At 72.6% G+C, this 19,799-nt stretch carries 17 protein-coding genes; 11 read left to right on the top strand and 6 right to left on the bottom strand.

The window, feature by feature from the left end; translation table 11 throughout:
- Positions 1–17 precede the first annotated feature (17 nt).
- Positions 18–671 (bottom strand): bifunctional DNA primase/polymerase, encoded by a 654-nt coding sequence (locus tag ACIP94_RS31750; RefSeq protein WP_402433327.1) that lies wholly within the window; start codon positions 669–671, stop codon positions 18–20.
- Between the two features lie 383 nt (positions 672–1,054).
- Here ACIP94_RS31750 and ACIP94_RS31745 point away from each other — a divergent pair, with 383 nt between their 5' ends.
- Entirely contained in the window at positions 1,055–2,440 is a 1,386-nt protein-coding gene (locus tag ACIP94_RS31745) for a transcriptional regulator (protein WP_402433324.1), read from the top strand.
- Positions 2,441–3,017: 577 nt separating this feature from the next.
- Positions 3,018–4,571 (top strand): hypothetical protein, encoded by a 1,554-nt coding sequence (locus tag ACIP94_RS31740; protein WP_402433321.1) that lies wholly within the window; start codon positions 3,018–3,020, stop codon positions 4,569–4,571.
- A 212-nt stretch (positions 4,572–4,783) separates the two neighbouring features.
- Here ACIP94_RS31740 and ACIP94_RS31735 read toward each other — a convergent pair whose 3' ends face one another.
- Positions 4,784–6,121 (bottom strand): ABC transporter substrate-binding protein, encoded by a 1,338-nt coding sequence (locus ACIP94_RS31735; RefSeq protein WP_402433319.1) that lies wholly within the window; start codon positions 6,119–6,121, stop codon positions 4,784–4,786.
- A 117-nt stretch (positions 6,122–6,238) separates the two neighbouring features.
- Here ACIP94_RS31735 and ACIP94_RS31730 point away from each other — a divergent pair, with 117 nt between their 5' ends.
- Together ACIP94_RS31730 and purU are read left to right on the top strand one after the other, a co-directional pair.
- Complete coding sequence (locus ACIP94_RS31730) at positions 6,239–6,739, top strand: hypothetical protein (protein WP_402433316.1); 501 nt, start codon at positions 6,239–6,241, stop codon at positions 6,737–6,739.
- A gap of 71 nt (positions 6,740–6,810) precedes the next feature.
- Positions 6,811–7,692: a formyltetrahydrofolate deformylase gene (gene purU / locus ACIP94_RS31725; RefSeq protein ID WP_402433313.1), complete on the top strand. Its 882-nt coding sequence runs from the start codon at positions 6,811–6,813 to the stop codon at positions 7,690–7,692.
- A 121-nt stretch (positions 7,693–7,813) separates the two neighbouring features.
- Here purU and ACIP94_RS31720 read toward each other — a convergent pair whose 3' ends face one another.
- Positions 7,814–9,043: a zf-HC2 domain-containing protein gene (locus ACIP94_RS31720; RefSeq protein WP_402433311.1), complete on the bottom strand. Its 1,230-nt coding sequence runs from the start codon at positions 9,041–9,043 to the stop codon at positions 7,814–7,816.
- A complete protein-coding gene (locus ACIP94_RS31715; protein WP_402433308.1) occupies positions 9,043–9,621 on the bottom strand; it encodes a sigma-70 family RNA polymerase sigma factor in 579 nt (192 codons plus the stop codon). Before ACIP94_RS31715 ends, ACIP94_RS31720 begins: the two co-directional genes overlap by 1 nt.
- A gap of 360 nt (positions 9,622–9,981) precedes the next feature.
- Between ACIP94_RS31715 and ACIP94_RS31710 the strand changes: the two genes are divergently transcribed.
- Together ACIP94_RS31710 and ACIP94_RS31705 are read left to right on the top strand one after the other, a co-directional pair.
- Positions 9,982–10,362: an STAS domain-containing protein gene (locus tag ACIP94_RS31710; protein WP_402433305.1), complete on the top strand. Its 381-nt coding sequence runs from the start codon at positions 9,982–9,984 to the stop codon at positions 10,360–10,362.
- Between the two features lie 419 nt (positions 10,363–10,781).
- Positions 10,782–11,294, top strand: coding sequence for an EF-hand domain-containing protein (locus ACIP94_RS31705; protein WP_402433303.1), 513 nt, complete (start codon positions 10,782–10,784; stop codon positions 11,292–11,294).
- On the opposite strand, the gene ACIP94_RS31700 is transcribed toward ACIP94_RS31705, so the two are convergent.
- Positions 11,273–12,787 carry a class I adenylate-forming enzyme family protein gene (locus ACIP94_RS31700; protein WP_402433300.1) on the bottom strand — a complete coding sequence of 505 codons (1,515 nt, stop codon included), beginning with the start codon at positions 12,785–12,787 and terminating at the stop codon, positions 11,273–11,275. The two genes, ACIP94_RS31705 and ACIP94_RS31700, sit on opposite strands and share 22 nt — an antisense overlap.
- Before the next feature lie 180 nt (positions 12,788–12,967).
- Here ACIP94_RS31700 and ACIP94_RS31695 point away from each other — a divergent pair, with 180 nt between their 5' ends.
- The 3 genes from ACIP94_RS31695 to ACIP94_RS31685 all read left to right on the top strand — a co-directional run bounded on the left by ACIP94_RS31695 (position 12,968) and on the right by ACIP94_RS31685 (position 16,014).
- Positions 12,968–14,122: an acyl-CoA dehydrogenase family protein gene (locus ACIP94_RS31695; RefSeq protein WP_402433297.1), complete on the top strand. Its 1,155-nt coding sequence runs from the start codon at positions 12,968–12,970 to the stop codon at positions 14,120–14,122.
- A gap of 7 nt (positions 14,123–14,129) precedes the next feature.
- Positions 14,130–15,053, top strand: coding sequence for an acyl-CoA dehydrogenase family protein (locus ACIP94_RS31690; protein WP_402433294.1), 924 nt, complete (start codon positions 14,130–14,132; stop codon positions 15,051–15,053).
- Between the two features lie 448 nt (positions 15,054–15,501).
- Positions 15,502–16,014: an ATP-binding protein gene (locus ACIP94_RS31685; RefSeq protein ID WP_402433291.1), complete on the top strand. Its 513-nt coding sequence runs from the start codon at positions 15,502–15,504 to the stop codon at positions 16,012–16,014.
- Positions 16,015–16,657: 643 nt separating this feature from the next.
- On the opposite strand, the gene ACIP94_RS31680 is transcribed toward ACIP94_RS31685, so the two are convergent.
- Positions 16,658–17,584 carry a cyclase family protein gene (locus ACIP94_RS31680; protein WP_402433289.1) on the bottom strand — a complete coding sequence of 309 codons (927 nt, stop codon included), beginning with the start codon at positions 17,582–17,584 and terminating at the stop codon, positions 16,658–16,660.
- Positions 17,585–17,675: 91 nt separating this feature from the next.
- On the opposite strand from ACIP94_RS31680, the gene ACIP94_RS31675 reads away from it, so the two are divergent.
- Together ACIP94_RS31675 and ACIP94_RS31670 are read left to right on the top strand one after the other, a co-directional pair.
- Positions 17,676–18,587: an SDR family oxidoreductase gene (locus tag ACIP94_RS31675; RefSeq protein ID WP_402433287.1), complete on the top strand. Its 912-nt coding sequence runs from the start codon at positions 17,676–17,678 to the stop codon at positions 18,585–18,587.
- Between the two features lie 52 nt (positions 18,588–18,639).
- On the top strand, positions 18,640–19,794 hold the full coding sequence (locus tag ACIP94_RS31670; RefSeq protein ID WP_402433550.1) for an acyl-CoA dehydrogenase family protein: 1,155 nt from the start codon (positions 18,640–18,642) through the stop codon (positions 19,792–19,794).
- Positions 19,795–19,799 lie beyond the last annotated feature (5 nt).

Below are 19,799 nucleotides of genomic sequence, written 5' to 3'. Positions count from 1 at the left end.
GGAGGGATGGCGAACGGCTACCGGTCCCGTCCGCAGGCATACGCCAGGGGGGAGATCAGCTCCTCGGCGTCCGGCAGCCACCGGTTCGCCGGGGTCGGCCGGCAGGCCCACTGCACGGCCCCCCGCGACCCGTACCGGGTGGGCGGCGCGGCCACGTACCCGCCCTCGCCGAGGGTGGTCAGATCGAGGGAGGACGGTGACCAGCCCAGGTTCCGTACCAGGTCGGGGACCTTCGCCGAGGCCCCCGGGAGGACGAAGAACTGCATGCGCCGGTCCGGCGTCAGCGTCACCGGCCCGAGGGTCAGCTCCATCCGCTCCATGCGCGCGAGAGCGAGGAAACCGGCCGTCTCCGGGACGTCGATGGCGTCGAAGGTGCGCCCGGTGGGCAGCAGGATGGACGCGGTGGGCCGCTTGGACCACATCCGGCGCACGGCCGTCGCACTGCCGGTCGCCTGCGTCGCCCAGTCCTCGCGTGCCGGGTGCGCGCCGGGCGTGCGGCACGAAGGATGATCGCAGGAGCAGCGGTGCATCCCGCCCACGGCCTCCAGCCAGGTGCCCGGGAACACGTCCCAGTGGCGTTCCTCGGCGTAACGAACCGCGGCTTCCAGGAGTGAGTCGCCGCGCTGCTTGGGGATGTGGGCAGCTTCAGGGCCCGCGATGGTCTCTTCCACGATGAACTCAACTCTAGCCGTCACCGGGGGTTACGCCCGCCTACCCGGAGCCATCTTCCGTGCGGGGAACGGTTTTTGGGCATGTCCTTTTTGTCCTACATGCGCCGGGGAGGAGCACCGTTTCCGCGGGCGGGGCGCACGGATGCACGGGTGGGGGCGCGCAAGAGGATCGGCAGCGGGGGTGGGGTAACCAGGTGGGGGGCACGGCATCAGTCTTTACCCCGGCAATCCTCGCATGTCTCGCATCAGGGGCATGTCCGCTGGGCATCGATCTTCAAGGCCGGATCTTTTCGGTGCACGGAACGGGTGTTCCCGGTGGTCCGGCCGCCGAAGACACGTCAACTCGGTGCGTGAGCAGGCACCGCAGCCACAGGGGGTACGCCATGGCCGCAAGGCCACTCGTCGCGCGACAGCCGAACGAACGGCTGCAGGCACTCATTCAGGAAGCGGGCTGCTCGAACGCGGGGCTCGCCCGCCGGGTCAACATGTGCGGCGCCGAACACGGCCTCGACCTGCGCTACGACAAGACGTCGGTGGCCCGTTGGCTGCGTGGACAGCAGCCGAGGGGCCGGGCCCCGGCGATCATCGCCGAGGCGCTCGGCCGCAAGCTGGGCCGCACGGTCACGATCGACGAGATCGGCATGGCCAACGGCAAGAACCTCGCGTCCGGCGTGGGGCTGCAGTTCTCGCCGACGGTGCTCGGCGCCATCGAGCAGGTCTGCGAGCTGTGGCGCAGCGACGTCGGCCGCCGAGACTTCCTGTCCGGCTCGTCGGTGGCCGCGTCGGCGCTGGTCGAGCCGAGCCGGGACTGGCTGATCTCCGCGCCGGATGCGCAGGTCGCGCGGTCGGCCGGGCCACGGGTGGGCCCGTCGGACGTGGCCGCGGTGCGCGCGACCACCCAGGCACTCGTCGAACTGGACCATCAGTACGGCAGCGGGCAGGTGCGCCCGGTCGTCGTGCACTACCTCAACAGCGTCGTCTCGGGCCTGCTGGCCGGCTCCTACCGGGAGGCCGTGGGGCGCGATCTGTTCGCCGCGGTCGCCCGGCTGACCGAACTCGCCGGGTACATGGCCGTCGACACCGGGCAGCCCGGACTCGCCCAGCGGTACTACATCCAGGCGCTGCGGCTCGCCCAGGCGGCGGGCGACCGGGGCTACGGCGGCTATGTGCTGGCCGCCTCCATGAGCCATCTCGCCGCGCAGCTCGGAAACCCGCGCGAGATCGCGCAGTTGGCGCGCGCGGCCCAGGAGGGGGCACGCGGGCGGGTCACACCGCGCGCGGAGGCGATGTTCCATGCCGCCGAGGCGCGGGGGCACGCGCTGATGGGCGATGTGCGCGCCGCACAGCTCGCGGCGGGACGCGCGGGGGCGGCGCTGGAGGCGGCCGATACGGCGTCCGGGGACGACCCGGCGTGGATCGCCCACTTCGACCATGCCTATCTGGCGGACGAACTGGCGCACTGCCACCGGGATCTGGGGCAGGCCGAGGCGGCGGCCCGGCGCGCGGAGGAGTCCCTCGCCGGGCACCCCGAGTCCCGGGCCCGGCGCCGGGCGATCGGCTATGTGCTGCTCGCCACGGCCCAGGTGCAGCAGCGCGAGGTGGAACAGGCCTGCCACACGGGCCTGAAGGCCATCGAACTGCTCGGCACCCTGCGGTCCAACCGGGGCGCCGAGTATCTGGAGGACCTCCAGCAGCGGCTGGAGCCGTACCGGGACGAGGCGGTGGTGCGGGAGTTCGGGGCACGGATGGAGCTGGCGGCCGCGGCGTAGACCTTCGGCACGGGGCCCGGCGAAGCTTGTGGCGCGGGCCCCGAGGCCTGTCGTCGCGGTGGGGGAGCCGGTCGTGGGTGCGGTCCGGGTTGCCCGCCGTGGTCAGGGGTGCGGGTCGTGGGTGCGGTCCGGGTTGCCCGCCGTGGTCAGGGGTGCGGGTCGTGGGTGCGGTCCGGGTTGCCCGCCGTGGTCAGGGGTGCGGGTCGAAGGGGTGCGGGTCGTGGTCAGGGGTGCCCGCCGTGGTGGGTGCCTGTTTGGGGCAGGGGTGCCTGCGGGTGATCCAGTGGTGCCTGGGGGTGATCCAGGGGTTGCCTGCGGTGGTCAGGCGTGCCAGCCGTAGTCAGGGGTGTTCGCCGTAGCAGGGGAGCTCACCGTGGCCAGGGACACTCTCCGTGGCCGGTGCGTCCCGCCGTGGACGGGGGAAACGTCGCCGGGCCCTCGCTGGTGGTTTGTGACGGCTCGGGTGGTTCCCCCCGCCTTCGGCGGGCGGCCCACCCGTGCTGCGTGGCACCCGGCTCGGGGGACCCGGTAGCGTGAGCCGACGATTCCGTAGGTTCCCCCGATCGTAGGAGTCCCGGTGACGCAGAGTGGACAGGGCGAGGAGCCCTCGGCGCGGCCCGCGCGCGAAGGCATCGTGCTGCCCTCCGACGGCGGCGAGCCCCTGCTGCCGGGCATGATCGGCGGGGCGAACGGTGCCACCGTCCCGGTGGGCGGCCACGGCGCGGCCCCCGCGGGCGGCCCCGACCCCCACCCCGCCCCGGCGGGCGGCCAGAGCTGGGGCCAGCCGTGGGGCCCGGGGCAGCAGCCCGCCCAGACGCCCCCCGGCCAGGGCTGGGGCGCCGACGCCGGCCAGTCCTGGGGCGCACAGCAGGGCGCACAGCAGGGCGCACAGCAGTCCTGGGAGCCGCCCGCGGATCCCCGGTCCGCCTGGGGCGGTGTTCCCGCACCGCGGCAGGACGCCGGGGCGCTGCCGCCCGAGGACGCGCGGCCGTCCCCGTACGGGGCGCACGGGCAGCCCGCCGCCCACGGCGTACCGCAGCCGTCGCACTCCGCGCCTCTGCCGCCCGCCGTGGACGAGGGCGCCACGCAGTACATCCCCCCGGTGACCGCCGCGCCCGACGAGGGCGCGACGCAGTACATCCCGCCCGTCTCCGCCGAGGGCGCCACCCAGTTCATCCCGCCGGTCGCGGGAGCCCTGCCGCCGGAGCTGCCGGCGCACGACGCGACCCGGTTCCTCGGGCCGTCCGGCGCCATGCCCCCCGCCGGTCCCGACGCGCAGGCCACGCAGTACCTGCCGCCCGTGCCCGGGCAGCCGGGCCCGGCGCCTTACGGCGCCCCGGCGGGCGACCCCGGGCAGCCGCCGGCCGTGTTCGACAACCTCTTCCGCGGCGCCCCGAGCGGCGCCGAGTCCACCCAGAACCTGCCGCGGTACGACACGGCGGACGCACCGGCCTGGACGTCCGGGCGGCGCGGCGATGACGAGGGCGGTGCCCGCACCCGCTCGCGCATCCCGCTCATCGCGGCCGTCGGCGTGGGCATCGTTGCCCTCGGTATCGGGGCGGGCGCCCTGCTCGGGGGTGGCGGAGGCGACGGCAAGGGCGACCACAGCACGTCCGTCGCGGCGACCGGACCGGCCACGGACTCCTCGTCCTCCTCGTCGGGCGGCGACGACCCGGCCAAGGCACAGGCCGTCGCGCTCGACAAGCTCCTCGCGGACAGCGGCAACAGCCGTGGCGCGGTGATCAAGGCGGTGGCCGACGTCAAGGGCTGCCAGAACCTCGACCAGGCCGCCACCGACCTGCGCGACGCGGCGAAGCAGCGCAACGACCTGGTCGGCCGGCTGTCCGGGCTCGCGGTCGACAAGCTCCCCGCGCGAGGCGAGCTGACCGCCGCGCTCACCAGCGCCTGGAAGGCGTCCGCCGCCGCCGACACCCACTACGCGGCCTGGGCCGACCAGGTTTCGGGCGACAAGAAGGGGTGCCACAAGGGCCGGGCGCGCACCACCGGCCAGACCGCGGCCGGCAACCGGGCGAGTGGCACGGCCAGCGCCCAGAAGGCCAAGGCGGCCAACCTGTGGAACGCCATCGCCCAGAAGTACGGCCTGACCCAGCGCCAGCCGACCCAGTTGTAACGGACGCGAGGTGCACCCCCGCCCGCACTCGCGGACCGGGTGGTGCACCTCGCGTCTGCCGTCTCCCACGGACCGTACGGCCGCGCCCCTCGCCCGTTCATCTGCGCGGACCCTACGGCCCCACACGCCACCCGCTCACCTGCACGGACCGTACGGCCGCGCCCCCCGCCCGCTCACCTGCACGGACCGGGCGCGCCCCCTCGTGGCACGTCTCACTCGCTGGTCGCGTTCTCCAGCGTCTTCCCCACGTTGACGAAGCCCTTGCGCGCCCCCACCAGTCGTCCGTCGTGGACGACCTGGAGGGTCACGTCCGAGTTGATCAGGCGCGGGAAGTCGACCACCGCCGTCAGGTCCTGGAAACGCCACCTCAGGGTCGGGGTGAGACCGCCCGTGTCCACCTTCAGGCCGTTGTCGAGGGAGGCGCGGATCGTCCGCGCGGAAACCTCGCCGCTGCCGAGCGACTCGATGACCTTCGACAGGACGGTGTACGCGATCCACGTGGTCTGCACACCGGCGTCCGCCGGATCGATCCGGTTGTCACCGAAGGCCTGCTCGCGGATCACCTTCTTCATCGGGTCCCAGCGCGCGTCCGTGGCCTCCGGGTACCAGCTGGTGACATACGCGCCCTCGTACGGCCCCGACTGTCCGCCCGACGTGTCGATCATCGACTGGTCGACGCTGCCGAGCACGGAGGCTGTGCGCACCGCCGGGTAGCCGTCGCTCAGGCGGCGGAAGGAGTCCATGAAGGTGCCGGTGCGCTCGTCGAGCGAGGGCACCACACAGCCCTTGCGCTGCGGATCCACGGTCGCCTTCTGGAGCGACTGCTGCGCCTGGTCGTCGAGGGCGGTGGCGTCCTCGGCGGCGCGCACGTCCTCGGCCGAGGCGTGGCCGGCCGCCTTCAGGCCGGAGTCGAGCAGCAGCGGAAGCTCGTCGCCGGCGATGGTGTCGGGCCGCACCAGCGCGACGGGACCGCAGCTCTTGCCCAGCTCCTCGCCGAGTCCGGCCAGCAGCGCGGGCTGACCGCCGTTGACGGGATAGGAGAGCACGCTCTTGAACTCGTCGTCGGTGAGTCCGTAGCCGCCTATGTAGGGGATGCCCGCCGACTCCAGCGGGGAGAGGAAGGAGGACGCGTACTGGCTGTAGGAGCCGACGACCGCGACGGCCTTCTCCTTGACGGCGGTGCGGGCGCATCGCGCGGCGCCCACGTAGTCGTTGTGGTCGTTGCAGGTCAGGACGTTGAGTTTGCGGCCGGCGATGCCGCCGTGCGCGTTGACGTAGCGCGCGTACGCCTTGGCCATCGCGGGCATGCCCGGCTTGTTGGTCGCCGAGGTCTTGTCCGGTGCCCAGGTCATGACGGTCACGGTGCCGTCCCCGGAGCCCCCCATGGTGCCGGGGACGGCACCGCACGCGGCGGCGATGGACCCGACCGCCACCAGGGCACCGGCGGTGAACAGGGCCGTTCTCACGCGGGGAGTCGTGTTGGTGCGGACCGAGCCCTGACCGCGGGGGGTGGTGGTGGAGGAGGAGCTGCTGCGTCGCCTGCCGGTCATAGACCCCCACGATTCCGTCACACAACTAACCCGTGAGTGACCACCGGTTAGCTCAAGGTGGCACAGAGGTGAATTGCAGGGGGTGCTGATCCGGATTTCCCAGGGAACGTACGATCGGTGACCGTGCAAGGTTCGGAGAACTCTTCCCGTCGCGGCCGTCACTCATCCACCATGGGCGGCATGCCACTCAACGACATGCCGTGGTGGCGCTGGCGCTGCAATGTGCGCTCCGCGCTGCACATGCTCTCCGACCCCGTCTTCCAGCGGGACGTCTGGCTGGCCGGTGTCGAGGGATACGGCGACGTCACGGACGCCGTGTACCGCCTGGTCGAGGACACCTGGCTGGACAACTGGTCGGCCGAGAAATACGTCGGCACGATCTTCCGCGACTCGCAGGAGGCGGCGCTCGTCGACACCGCCGTCCTGCGGGTGCTGCGGATCATGCACCAGGTCGGGCCGGACGCCCCGGTGGAGGCGTACCTCAACCACCACGGGTGGCCGGAGGCGGTGCGGGCGGCGCGCGACGCGCATCTGCGGCTCGCGACAAGCGACGGCGAGGACCCGGAGACGCCCCCGCGCACCCTGGAGGTGCTGCGGATCGTGACCCGGGCGGCGTAGAGGTCCACTGCGCCGTCCGGGTGGCGGGACGGCGCTCCTTCCGGGCCCCCGGTCATGAGACCCTGGCCTGCATGAGTGAGCAGACCTCCCGAGCCGCGGCCACCGCCGACCAGTACGTCCTCACCCTATCGTGCCCGGACAAGCAGGGCATCGTGCACGCCGTGTCGAGTTATCTGTTCATGACCGGCTGCAACATCGTGGACAGCCAGCAGTTCGGCGACCAGGACACGGGACTGTTCTTCATGCGGGTCCACTTCTCGGCCGAGGCTCCGGTCACCGTGGACAAGCTGCGCGCGAGCTTCGCGGCGATCGGCGACTCCTTCCAGATGGACTGGCAGATCAACCGCGCCGACGAGAAGATGCGCGTCATCCTGATGGTCAGCAAATTCGGCCACTGCCTGAACGACCTGCTCTTCCGCGCCCGGACCGGCGCGCTGCCGGTGGAGATAGCGGCCGTGGTGTCGAACCACACCGACTTCGCCGAGCTGGTGGGCTCGTACAACATCCCCTTCCAGCACATCCCTGTGACGAAGGACACCAAGCAGGAGGCCGAGGCGCGGCTGCTCGAGCTGGTCCGCGAGCGCGATGTCGAGCTGGTGGTCCTCGCCCGCTATATGCAGGTGCTCTCCGATGACCTGTGCAAGCAGCTCAGCGGACGGATCATCAACATCCACCACTCGTTCCTGCCGAGCTTCAAGGGCGCGAAGCCGTACCACCAGGCGCATGCGCGCGGGGTGAAGCTGATCGGCGCGACCGCGCACTACGTCACGGCCGACCTCGACGAGGGCCCGATCATCGAGCAGGAGGTCGAGCGGGTCGGCCACGACGTCACCCCGGACCAGCTGGTCGCGATCGGCCGCGATGTCGAGTGCCAGGCGCTGGCGCGCGCGGTCAAGTGGCACGCCGAGCGCCGGATCCTGCCGAACGGCCGGCGCACGGTGGTCTTCGCGTAGGCCCCGGCGGTCCGCGTCCGGTTCGCGGGCGTGGCTGCGTCCCCGGCGGTCCGCGTCCGGTTCGCGGGCGTGGTCGCGTCCCCGGCTCGCGCCCGGTTCACGGGCGTGGTCGCGTCCCGGCCTACATCCGGCTCAGCGACGCGGCCGCGAACAGCACATCCCTGATCGCCTCCCGGTCGCCGAGCTGCCCCGCGGCCGCCTCCTCGGGCGGCACATGGCCGGCGGCCAGCCGGCAGAACTCCGCCCCGTCGAGGGCGACATGCGCCACCACGTGCTCGGCGGAGGCGACCGCGCCGTGGGAGTCCCCCCGCCCGAGCGAGGCCGAGAGTGGGGGAGAGTCGAGGGCGATCAGCCATTCGCCGCCGCCCGAGCCCTCGATCTCCAGACGCAGGCTGCGCCCGGGCTCGCCCGCCGGCACCAGATGCCGGGTGCGGGCGGGCGAGGCCAGCCCGGCCCGCCGCCGTGCCGCGAGCACGGTGGGCAGCATCCGCGCCGCCAGGTCGATCATCCGGTTCAGATGGCGTGGCGCCGGCGGCTCGTACGGGTAGTCGACGGCGACCGCGATGTCCTCCGCGTGCACCCAGCACTCGAAGGCCCGGTCCAGCATCGCGTCGTGCAGCGGCAGTTCGAACCCGCCGTACTCCACCGGGAGCTTCCCGTTCCCGCCGGTGAACGACACCGTCCGCACCAGGTTGTGGCTCTGTTCCCGCCAGGGGACGCGCACCGACCGGGTCGGCGGGAAGTGGGCGTCCCGCCAGTACGCCTCCGTGCGCCCTCGCGGCGTGGCGGACTCGGCGCTCGTGCCCGCGAGCGGGTCGTCGAGCCCCAGCGCCACCGCCACCAGTCCGTCGACGGAGAGCAGATGGGCGATCACCCCGGCCACGGTCGTACGACGACTCGCCTGTCCGGTCCCGTCGAACCACCGCAGCCGTACGGGCGCGTGCCATTCGCCGTCGCCTATGTCCTGGAGCAGGGCGTCCAGGCGCGCGGCCTCCGCGTCGTACGGATCGGCCCAGTCCGGTACCGGGATACGGGGCGGGCGCCGCTCCAGGCAGTGCTCCAGGACCCGGGTGCGCAGACCCGGATCGAGGTCGAGGCTCTCGGGGCGCTGCAACAGACCGACCGCCTCACGCAGCCGCCGTGCCTCGTCCGCGCACGGGCCGCAGTCGCCGAGGTGCGCCTCCACGGCCGCCGTCTCCCCCGCCGAACAGGCGGCGAGCGCCCAGGCGCCGAGCAGCGCCTTCAGCACCCGATGTTCGAGTACGAGGGGCCCTTCGTCCGGCGCGAGGGCCGCCCGCGTCCCCGCCTTCTCGCAGCTTCCCGCCTTCTCGAGGCCCTCCGCCCCGGTCATCACGCGGCCCCCGGTGCGTCGGGAGCACCCGAGGGGTCGGTCTCGTAGGCCGTGGAGAGGAGTTGGAGGCCGAGGCGGAGGCGGCGCCGGGCCTCGTCCGCCGTGATGCCGAGGTCGGCGGCGGTCCGGCGGTAGTCCCGGCGCTGGAAGTAGGCGCGCTCCAGGGCGGCGCGCAGCGGTACCGGCATGGAGGTGACGATGTAGTCCGCGCGGGCCGCGACCGCGGCGCGGCGCACCTTGTGCTCCAGCTCCTCGGGTGTGCCCCGGCCGTCCCGGGCGAGCGCGGCGGTCTCGGTGGCGCGCAGCCGCCGCACGGCGAGCCGGTGGGTCAGCAGGGCGACCCAGGAGCGCAGGGGGCCCTGCTTCGGGTCGTACTCCTCGGGGTTCTCCCAGATGTGGGCGAACACCTCCCGTGTGATGCCGTCGGCCGCCGCCTCGTCCCCGAGCACCCGGTGGGCGAGGCCGTGCACGAGCGAGGCGAACCGGTCGTAGCACTCGCCGAGCGCGGCGGCCTCGCCGCGGGCGAGCCGCTGCTGCATCCTGCGGTCCCACCGGGGTGGTGCATCCTTCTTCGCCACGCCCACCCCTCCCCCCGTCGTGCCCGGCGCCCCGTTCCGGTCCAGCCTGTGACCCCTGTCTCCTCGAATGTAGTCGGCACGTCGGACAGTGCACGCCCCTTTACGGCAATGTGCGCCCCGTGACGAGCCGCAGGTGATAGAGGCAGTCGCACGCGACCTGGGCTCCGGGCAGGTGCGCGTCCCGACTGCCTTTCCGATCGGTCCTGAACGAACGAGACCATTACCGATCAGATTGGCTCATCTGACACGCGCCTTCGATCAATAGTTCGGTGTTTCATGAAGGGGCGTTGGGGCAGCCGCGCTGAAGGAAGCGTAGGAATGGCTTCCGTTTTCTGTCGGGGCGCAAGGGATGCGGGAGGCGTGGCGGTGACGCTCGAGGTGACCTATGGGGAGTGCGGTGAGTGGGCCGTGCTCCATGTCGAGGGCGAACTGGACCTGGTGACGTCACCGGTGCTGCGCCAGCGGGTGCACGACGCGGTGGCGGACGGCCGGCATCAGGTCGTCCTCGATCTGTCGGAGGTCGTTTTCTGCGACTCCAGCGGCGTCGGTGTGCTCATCGCCACCCGCCGGCTGATCCGCTCCTGCCGCGGCGGACTCAGACTGATCCTGCCCGGACCCGGCGCGGTGGAGGGCGCGCACGTCAACCGGGTCCTCGCCGCCCTCGGTGTGCGCCGCCTCTTCGATGTCTACGAGGATGTCGTCTCGGCCACGGACGAGGACTCCCGCCCTCTGTCCGCGTGAGTCCCTCGGCGTCCCTTTCCGCGAAGCCTTCGCGCCCTGCCACATGAGCCCCGGCGCTCGTTCCAGCCCTGGCGCTCATACCTGAGCCCCTGGCGCTCGTTCCACATGAGCCACATGAGCCCCGGTGCCTGTGCCGCATGAGCCCGCGCGCCCCCGCCCGCATGAAACTCCGCGCGAACACGTGTCACCCCGTGCGCCCCCTCCATGACCCGTGCGCTCCGGCCGCATGCCTCCATGTCCTCCCCGACGACGCGCCCGGCGCACCCTTGTCAACGGAACACTCCAGGACAGCCACACTGTTGTCCCGGAATTCCTGCGGTCTTGGTACAAGCGTCGTTTTCCTTCACCCTCCGCGCCCCGGGCGTCGTACGCTCCGTCCGAGACGCACCCCGACTCATGTAAGGCGGCCCGAGAACACCATGGTCAGCACCGAGTACGAGCGCAGGATCGCCGCCCGGTTCGCCACCTTCGACCAGGACGGCAACGGCTATATCGACCGCGAGGACTTCAACGCCGCGGCCAAGGCGGTTCTCATGGAGTTCGGCACCGCGGCCAGATCCGAACAGGGGCAGGCCCTGTACGCCGGGGGCGAGGCGTTCTGGCAGGGCATGGCCGGCATAGCGGACCGGGACGGCGACCAGCGCATCACCCGCGAGGAGTTCGTGGGCGGCGCGGTCAAGCGGCTGCGCGACAACCCCGAGCGGTTCGCGGAGATCGCCCGCCCCTTCCTGCACGCGGCGCTGGCCGTCGCGGACGGTGACCACGACGGCCGGGCCACGGTGCAGGAGACCGTGCGGGTCCTCACGGCGCTCGGGGTGGGTGAGGACATCGCCCGGACGGCCGCCGCGGCGCTCGACGCCGACGGTGACGGCAAGGTCGGCGAGACGGAGGTCGTGACCGCGTTCGCGCGCTACTTCACCGTGCCGGAGTAGCGCTCCCGCAACTTGTACTTGAGCACCTTCCGCAGGGTGTCGTTCCGCGGAAGGGCGTCCACCACCTCCAGCCGCTCCGGCAGCTTGTGCACCGACAGCCCCTCGGCGCGCAGATACGAGGCGACCGCGTCCAAGGTCAGCTCCTGCGCGCCGGGCGGCTGTTCCACCACCGCGCAGACCCGCTCGCCGCACTCCCGGTCGGGCAGTCCGATCACCGCCACGTCCCGCACCGCGGGGTGCCCGTGCAGCAGGTCCTCGATCTCCTTGGCCGAGATGTTCTCGCCCTTGCGGATGATGACGTCCTTCAGCCGCCCGGTCAGCACCAGATGACCGCTGTCGGTGAGGTGCCCGAGGTCACCGGTGACGAAGAACCCGTCCTCGTCGAAGGCCTCCGCCGTGCCGGCCGGGTCCAGATACCCCTGGCACACGGCTTCTCCCCGCAGGCGCACCTCCCCGTCGACGATCCGTATCTCCATCCCCTCGGGCGGCCGTCCCTCCGTCGTCGCCAGGTTCCGCGCCGAGTCGTCCGGCCGCCCCATGGTGATCATGGGCACCTCGGTCATGCCGTATCCATGGGTGAGCTGTACCCCCATCTCGCGGACGACCTGGTGGTACAGCTCGGGCGGCTTGGGCGCCCCGCCGCCCGCCAGCAGCCGCAGCGTGGGGATCAGCCGGACTCCCGGCTGCTTGCGCTGCTCGGCGAGGAACATGGAGTAGAAGGCGGTGGACCCGCCGGCCACCGTCACCCCGTGCCTGCGGTAGCCCTCCAGCGCGTCCGGCAGCGTGAACTGCTCGAACATCACCGCCGGGAAGCCGTACAGCAGCAGCATGACCGTGTAGTCGGGCCCGCCGATGTGCGCGTACGGGAAGGCGATCGAGCCCACGTCGCGCTCGCCCAGCCGCAGCGCGTGCGCGAGGCAGGCCCCGCCCGCGATGAGTGAACGGTCGGTGTGCAGGACGCCCTTGGGGTCGGAGGTCGTCCCGGAGGTCCAGTAGATCCAGCGGACCGAGGTGCCCTCCGTGGGCGCGGGAGGAAGCACGGACGGGTCCCCGTCGGGCAGGTCCCCGTCGTCGTAGGCCCGAAAGACGCCCCGCGCGCCGAGCCGCCGCGCCATCGCCGTGTGGTCGAAGCCCCGCCAGACGCCCGGCACCGCGAAGAAGTCCGCCCGCGCCCGGCGGAGCGCGAAGCCGACCTCCCGTTCCCGGTGGAAGGGGACGACCGGCGTCTGGACGGCCCCGAGGCGGGCCAGCGCGAAGGACAGCACGGCCGTCTCGATACGGGTGGGCAACTGCCAGGCGACCACGGTCCCGGGGCGTACGCCCACGCCGTACAGCCCGGCGGCCACCCGCTCGGCCCGCTCGCACAGCCCGCCGAAGGTCAGCGAACGGTCGTCCTGGAGCAGAACGGGCCGGTCGGGGGTGAGGGCGGCGCGCCGGGCGGCCAGTTCCCAGAGCGTCCGGGACGTGCCCAGCGCGTGCGCGGTGTCGTTCACATCGACCCCCTGGAGCTGACGGTTAGTCAGATAGTGCGCAGAGCGTAGGACCGGCCGCCTTGCCGGTCCAGGGGTGCGGGGCTAGCCTGCTTCCCGGGCTTACCTGACTAGCCGTCAGTTTTCGTAGTGCCAGGGGAGGGGACCCGGACCCATGACGAGCACGGCGGACCTGGATCCCTAGTGGAACTCGCCTACTCGCCCGAGGAGGAGGACTTCCGGGCCCGGCTGCGCGCCTGGCTGGCCGAGGCGCTGCCGACCCTGCCCCCGAAACCGCCGCCCGACGACTGGCCCGCCAGGCGCGCCTTCGACCTCGGCTGGCAGCGGATGCTGCACGACGCCGGATACGCGGGTCTGCGCTGGCCCGTGGACGCGGGCGGGCGGGGAGCCACCCCCACCCAGCATCTGATCTTCCTGGAGGAGACGGAGAAGGCGGGCGCGCCCTATGTCGGCGCCAACTTCGTCGGGCTGCTGCACGCCGGACCGACGATCGCGGCCGAAGGCACGCCCGAGCAGCGGGCTCGCTGGCTGCCGCCCGTGCTGCGCGGCGAGGAGGTGTGGTGCCAGGGTTTCAGCGAACCGGAGGCCGGCTCCGACCTCGCGTCGCTGCGCACACGCGCGTGGCGGGACGGTGACACCTATGTGGTGAGCGGGTCCAAGATCTGGACCTCTCACGCCGAAGTGGCCGACTGGTGCGAACTGCTGGTCCGCACGGATCCCTCGGCACCGAGACACCGGGGCATCACCTGGCTCGCGATGCCCATGGACGCGCCGGGCGTCACCGTACGGCCGCTGCGGACGCTCGCGGGGTCGAACGAGTTCGCGGAGGTGTTCCTCGACGAGGTGCGGGTGCCGGTGGCCAACCGGGTCGGTGCCGAGAACGACGGCTGGCGCGTGACCATGGTGACGCTCTCCTTCGAACGCGGCACCGCGTTCGTCGGGGAGGTGGTGGCCTGCCGTCGGGTGCTGCGCGAACTCGCCCGTGCGGCACACGCGAGCGGCCGCTGGGACGACGCCCCGCTCAGACGGCGGCTGGGCCGGCTGAACGCGGAGTTCCGGGCCCTGTGGCGGCTCACCCAGTGGAATGTGAGCGAGGCGGAGCGGACCGGGGGAGTGCCGGGCGTCGGGGGCTCGGTCTTCAAGCTGCGCTACTCGCACGCCCGCCAGGAACTCTTCGACACCGCTGCCGAGGTACTCGGCGCCGACTGTCTGGACCTCGGCCACCCCTGGGTTGTGGACCGGCTGTCCTCGCTGTCGTACACGATCGCGGCCGGCACCTCGCAGATCCAGGAGAACATCGTGGCCGAACGCATCCTGGGGCTGCCGAAGGGGCGGTGACTTACCCGTGCGCTTCCAACTGACCGACGACCAACGGGCGTTGCGCGCGGGCGTACGCGCGCTGCTGGCGGGCCGTTTCGGCCGGGACGCACTGCGGGACGCCGTCGCGCGGCCCGGTGTGCTCGACCGCGCGCTCTGGCGCGCGCTGGGCGAGGCGGGCCTGTTCGCGCTGCGGCTGCCGGAGGCGGCGGGCGGGGTCGGACTGGGGCTGCCCGAGGCGGTCCTGGCCTTCGAGGAGGCGGGCCGGGCGCTGCTGCCGGGCCCGCTGGTGGCCACGCATCTGGCGGCCGGGGAGGTGCCGGGCGCGGCGAGCGGCGAGACGGTGGTCACGGAGGTGTCCGGCGGCCTGGTGGAGTGGCTGGCACAGGCGGACGTCGTACGGGGGGACGCGACGGACGCCGTACCGGTCCGCTCGGTGGACCCGCTGACCCCCCTGCACCGGGTCGGGCCGGCCCGGGACGCCGCCCCCGTGGCCGCCCCGGACCCCGTGGCCGTCCTCCTCACCGCCGCCGAGCAGTTGGGCGGCGCCGCCCGGACCTGCGAGCTGGCGGTGGACCATGCGCGGACCCGGCAGCAGTTCGGGCGCCCGATCGGCGCCTTCCAGGCGGTCCAGCGGCTGTGCGCGCGGAGCCTGGTGCGGGTGGAGACGGCCCGGGTGGCGGTCTACGCCGCCGCCGTCACCGCCGATGCCCTCGACATCGCCGCCGCCCGCCTGCTCGCGGACGAGGCAGCGGTCCATGGGGCGCGTGACTGTCTCCAGGTCCACGGCGGCATGGGCTTCACATGGGAGTCCGAGGTGCACCTGTTCCTGAAGCGGGCCTGGGTACGGACCCACCGTACGGGTAACGCTACACAGAGTGACGACGTGCTTGCCGAGGATCTTCTGTCCGGGGCGGCCCAAGCCCCTCTGTACAGGCATTCTTCGGAATGAGGCGCCAAGGGTGTCGTGGATTGTGGCAATCCGGAATCACGGAGCGTTGATATCGGGTTGTGTCCTACGCGTGACTTGTCACGGGCTGGAGTCGGTGCGGGGCTCGGGTACCTTGTGTGGGATGCGAGCGGTTCCGAGTACGAGCCCCACCGGTGCGGCCTCTGTGGCGGTGCCGGAGCCGGCGATGCGTGCCGCTCGCGGGGCGGTGCGGACCCTCGTATTCGCCTGTTCGACTCCCCGTGGCAAGCGTCGCACAGTATGCCGTACGCGTACTCCTTCGCGCTGGAATATGCCCGAAGCGCTTGTTGGGGTGACTGTACGTCAACCATGCTGTCGTGCAAGGGAATCACGGTCCGTGATCCTGGTTCCTGCCATGCAGACGATGACCACGATCGTGGCGCTCGCAAGGCGCGAGGCGATGTGTCCGCCGGTTCGGATGGTGTGAGCGGTGCAGGTGCTTCAAGTGCAGCTGGAGATCCGGCCCGACCCCGCGGAGGTGGGGCGAGCCCGGAGATGGGCACGCTCCCGGCTCGCCGGGTCGGGGATAGGCGCGGACGAGCCGTTGGCCGAGACCCTGATCCTGCTCGTCTCCGAACTGGTCACCAACGCCGTGGTGCACACCGGCTGTCCCGCCGTGCTGCGTCTGCTGCTGACGGGTGTCCGGGACGACCCCTCAGGCGTCCCGAGCGGCACCGTCCGTCTTGAGGTGGCCGACACCAGCGCCCGCCCACCGGTGCCCCGGCACGCGCGGGGCGACGAGACCGGCGGCCGCGGCCTCGAACTTGTCGACGGCCTCGCCGACCGCTGGGGCTGGGACCCGGAGGGCGCGGGCAAACGCATCTGGTGCGAGGTGGACCGCTGTACCGCGTCGGTGGACCGCTGTACCGCGTCGGTGGCCGGCCGGATCGCGGCCTGCGCGACGGGGGCGGCACTCGCCGATCTCGCGTACGGCGCGGTCTAGCGAAATCCGCGTACGGCGCGGTCCGGTGGGCTCCGTGGACGGCGCGGTCGGCTTCGTGGACGGAGTGGCCGGCTCCGTGGACGGCGCGGTCGGCGCCGCGTACGGCGTGGCCGGCTCCGCGACGGCGGCGGTCCGGCGGAGTCCGTGCGTGCGGGGTCGGTTGTCCAGACGTGCCTGGTCGGCACCTGGCGCGGGCGTACACGCCCGGGCGCGTGACCGCACGGCCCTGGCTGCCCGGGGCGGGGTGCCGTTCGGATGCGCCGGGGCGTACTTCCGTACGCGCCGTCAGGAAAAGGGCATAAGTGGTGGATTCCCCAGCGGCTGTTGACGCCGCGTGTCCAAGTGATCACGCTGGTGTCCGGCGATACGCCGCGAGGGGACGGCGAGGGTTGCGGTGACGGGGCCCTCGGCGAGTGCGGATCGCGATTCGGCGTCGGCTCCTGACGGGGCCGGACGGTCTTCCGGGGATCGTCCGAGGAGCGGGGCGGGCACGCCGGAGCCGGATGGCGGTGCGCGGTGCCGCGCTCGGGGCGAGCAAGGGCGCGCCGCCGTCCGCGCGCTTTCCCGTGACGGCCCCCTCCTTCGTAGCACCTTGGTCGTGCCCCTCGTCCTCGTCTCCCCGTGTCGACCCGCTCGCGCCACCTCAGAGGATCGCCACCGGCGCCACCGGCGTTCCCGTGCCCCCGGTGAACGGCTCGGGCATCGCCGACAACAGGAAGGTGTGACGCCCCGTTTCTCCACAGGCTGTGGACAACTCTTCGAGATTCCAGTTCTGCCCCTGGGGCATCCCCATCTCCACGAGGTCCAGCGCATGGACGGGCAGCCACAGACCTTCGATCTCGGGAGGGAAGATCTCGAAGGTGAGCGTGTCGTTGGCGACGGCCGCCACATCGCGCGCGTGGAACCACTCCGGGGTGCGCACGGACAGCCCCGGCGACGGATACCCGTAGGCGTGCCGGTCACCCGCCAGACAGCTCCGGATCTGCCCGGTCCGGACGAGCACGATGTCCCCGGCCCGTACGCGCGTGCCGGCGAACTCCTCGGCCGCGTCGAGATCTTCCGGGGTGACGGCGTGCCCCCCGTCGAGCCGCTCTCTGCCGAGCGCGCGGGCGACGTCGAGCAGCACACCGCGGGAGACGATGTGCCGCGGCTTGTCGATCCCGCCGAACGCCGCACCGCCGTGGGCGGTGATGGTGCCGGCCGGGCGCCCGTTGTACAGCCGCCCCGAGTGCGAGACATGGCTGAGCGCGTCCCAGTGGGTGCCCGCCTGCAATCCCATGGTCACCGCGTCGTCGCTGCACGCCACGGTGCCGGGCCCGAAGGGCTCCTGGTTGATCTGCACCATGACATGCAGCGGATTGACCCTCCCCGGGATCACCCCGGTCTGCACCCCGTCCTGCCGCAGGGGGAGGGCGAGCGGAACCCGCAGCCCGCCGCGCACACAGGCGGCGGCCTCCCGCACCACCTCGTCGGTGATCAGGTTCAGGGTCCCGATCTCGTCGTCGTCGCCCCAACGCCCCCAGTTGTTGACGCGCTTGGCGATCTCGTAGAACTCGGCCGGCAGTGACATGAGTCCTCCCCGGGGCTTGTCTCCGAGCGGCCGGCGGGCCGTAGAATCAGAAAACTAACGGACCGTCAGAAACTGCGGGAAGGGGCCGGCCATGGGGAACTTCCTGGCAGGCAAGGTCATCGCCGTGACCGGTGCGGGCCGTGGGATCGGACGGGCGGTGGCCCTGGCCGCGGCGGCCGAGGGGGCCCGGGTCGTCGTCAACGACCTCGGGGTGTCCGTGGAGGGCGCGGCTCCCACCAGCGCGGTCGCCGAGGCCGTGGTCAAGGAGATCGAGGCGGCGGGCGGCGCGGCCGTCGCGGTGGCCGACGACATCGCGACGATGGCGGGCGGACAGCGGGTGGTGGACGAGGCGCTCGCGTCGTACGGCCGCCTGGACGGGGTGGTGTGCGTGGCGGGCATCCTGCGCGAGCGGATGCTGTTCAACATGACCGAGGAGGAGTGGGACCCCGTGGTCGCCACCCACCTCAAAGGCACCTTCACGGTGTTCCGCGCCGCGTCGGCGGTGATGCGCGCGCAGCGCTCGGGCACCCTGATCGGCTTCACGAGCGGCAACCACCAGGGCTCGGTCGCGCAGGCCAACTACAGCGCGGCCAAGGGCGGCATCATCTCCCTCGTCCGCAGCGCCGCGCTCGGCCTCCACAAATACGGGGTGACGGCGAACGCGGTGGCGCCGGTGGCCCGCACCCGGATGTCGGCGAACGTCCCCATGGAGCTGAAGGAGATCGGCGAACCGGAGGACGTGGCCGCGCTGGTGGTCTACCTGCTGTCGGACCGCGCCCGGGAACAGGGCATCACGGGCCAGGTGTACACGATCGCGGGCCCCAAGCTGGCGGTCTGGGCCCAGCCGAGGGAGCTGAGGGCGGCCTACGCGGAGGGCTCCTGGAGCCCGGAGCGGATCGCCGACGTGCTGAGTGCGACGGTGGGGTCGGACCCGATGCCGCTCCTCGCGCAACTGGAGGCGATGGAGCGGGCGGCGCGCGAAGGGACACGGCCCAACGCGTGAGGCGGCGGGCCGTAGCTGTGAACGCCAGTCAACCCGACCTGAGGCGGTGACCGTGGAGTTCGGCCCCAACCCCGAAGACCGGGCCTTTCGCGCCGAGGCGAGGGCCTGGCTGCGGGCCCACCTCGCCGCGGACACCGGCCGGCGCGCCTGGGAACGCACCCTCGGCGCCGCCGGCTGGATCGGCCTCGGCTGGCCCGAGGCCGGTCACGGCAACCGCCGCGCCACCCTCACCCAGCAGGTCGTCTGGGCGGAGGAGTACGCGCGGTCGGGCGCGCCGCCCCGCTCCGGCCACATCGGCGAGAACCTCCTCGCCCCCACCCTCATCGCCCATGGCACCCCGGAGCAGAAGTCCCGCTTCCTGCCCCCCATAGCGCGCGGCGAGGAACTCTGGTGCCAGGGCTACAGCGAGCCCGGCGCCGGCTCGGACCTCGCCGGCGTCCGCACCGCCGCCGTACGCGACACCCCGCGGACGTACCGCGTCACCGGGCAGAAGATCTGGACCTCGCTGGCCCATCAGGCCGACTGGTGCTTCGTCCTCGCCCGCACCGACCCGGCCGCCCGCCGCCACCGCGGCCTCACCTTCCTCCTCGTCCCGATGGACCAGCCCGGCCGTATCGAGGTCCGCCCGATCCGGCAGCTCACCGGGACCAGCGAGTTCAACGAGGTCTTCTTCGACGGGGCGACGGCCCGTGCCGAGCATGTGGTCGGCGGGGAGGGGGAGGGCTGGCGGGTGGCGATGAGCCTGCTCGGCTTCGAGCGGGGCGTCTCCACCCTGGCCCAGCAGATCGGCTTCGCCCGGGAACTGGGCGAGGTCCTCCGGACGGCCGTGGCGACGGGCGCGGCCGACGACCCCGTCGTACGCGACCGTCTCGTCGCCCAGTGGGCCGAACTGCGCGCGATGCGCTGGAACGCTCTGCGCACCCTGGGCGGCACGGCCGACGTGGGCGCGCCCAGCGTGGCCAAGCTGCTGTGGGGCCGCTGGCACCAGCGGCTGGGCGAGCTGGCGATGCTGGCACGCGGCGCGGCGGGCGCGGCGGGGCCGGCCGACTGGTCGCCGCACACCCCCTACGCACTGGACGCGGACCAGCGTCTGTTCCTCTTCGGCCGCGCCGACACCATCTACGGCGGCTCCGACGAGATCCAGCGCACGATCATCGCCGAGCGGGTGCTCGGCCTGCCCAAGGAACCCAGGAGACCGGCGACCTGAGGGAG

It is taken from the genome of Streptomyces sp. NPDC093261 (assembly GCF_044753645.1).
Lineage (GTDB): Bacteria > Actinomycetota > Actinomycetes > Streptomycetales > Streptomycetaceae > Streptomyces.
Note: the sequence above shows the minus strand (reverse complement) of the source record. Positions and strands in the feature narration are given on the sequence as shown.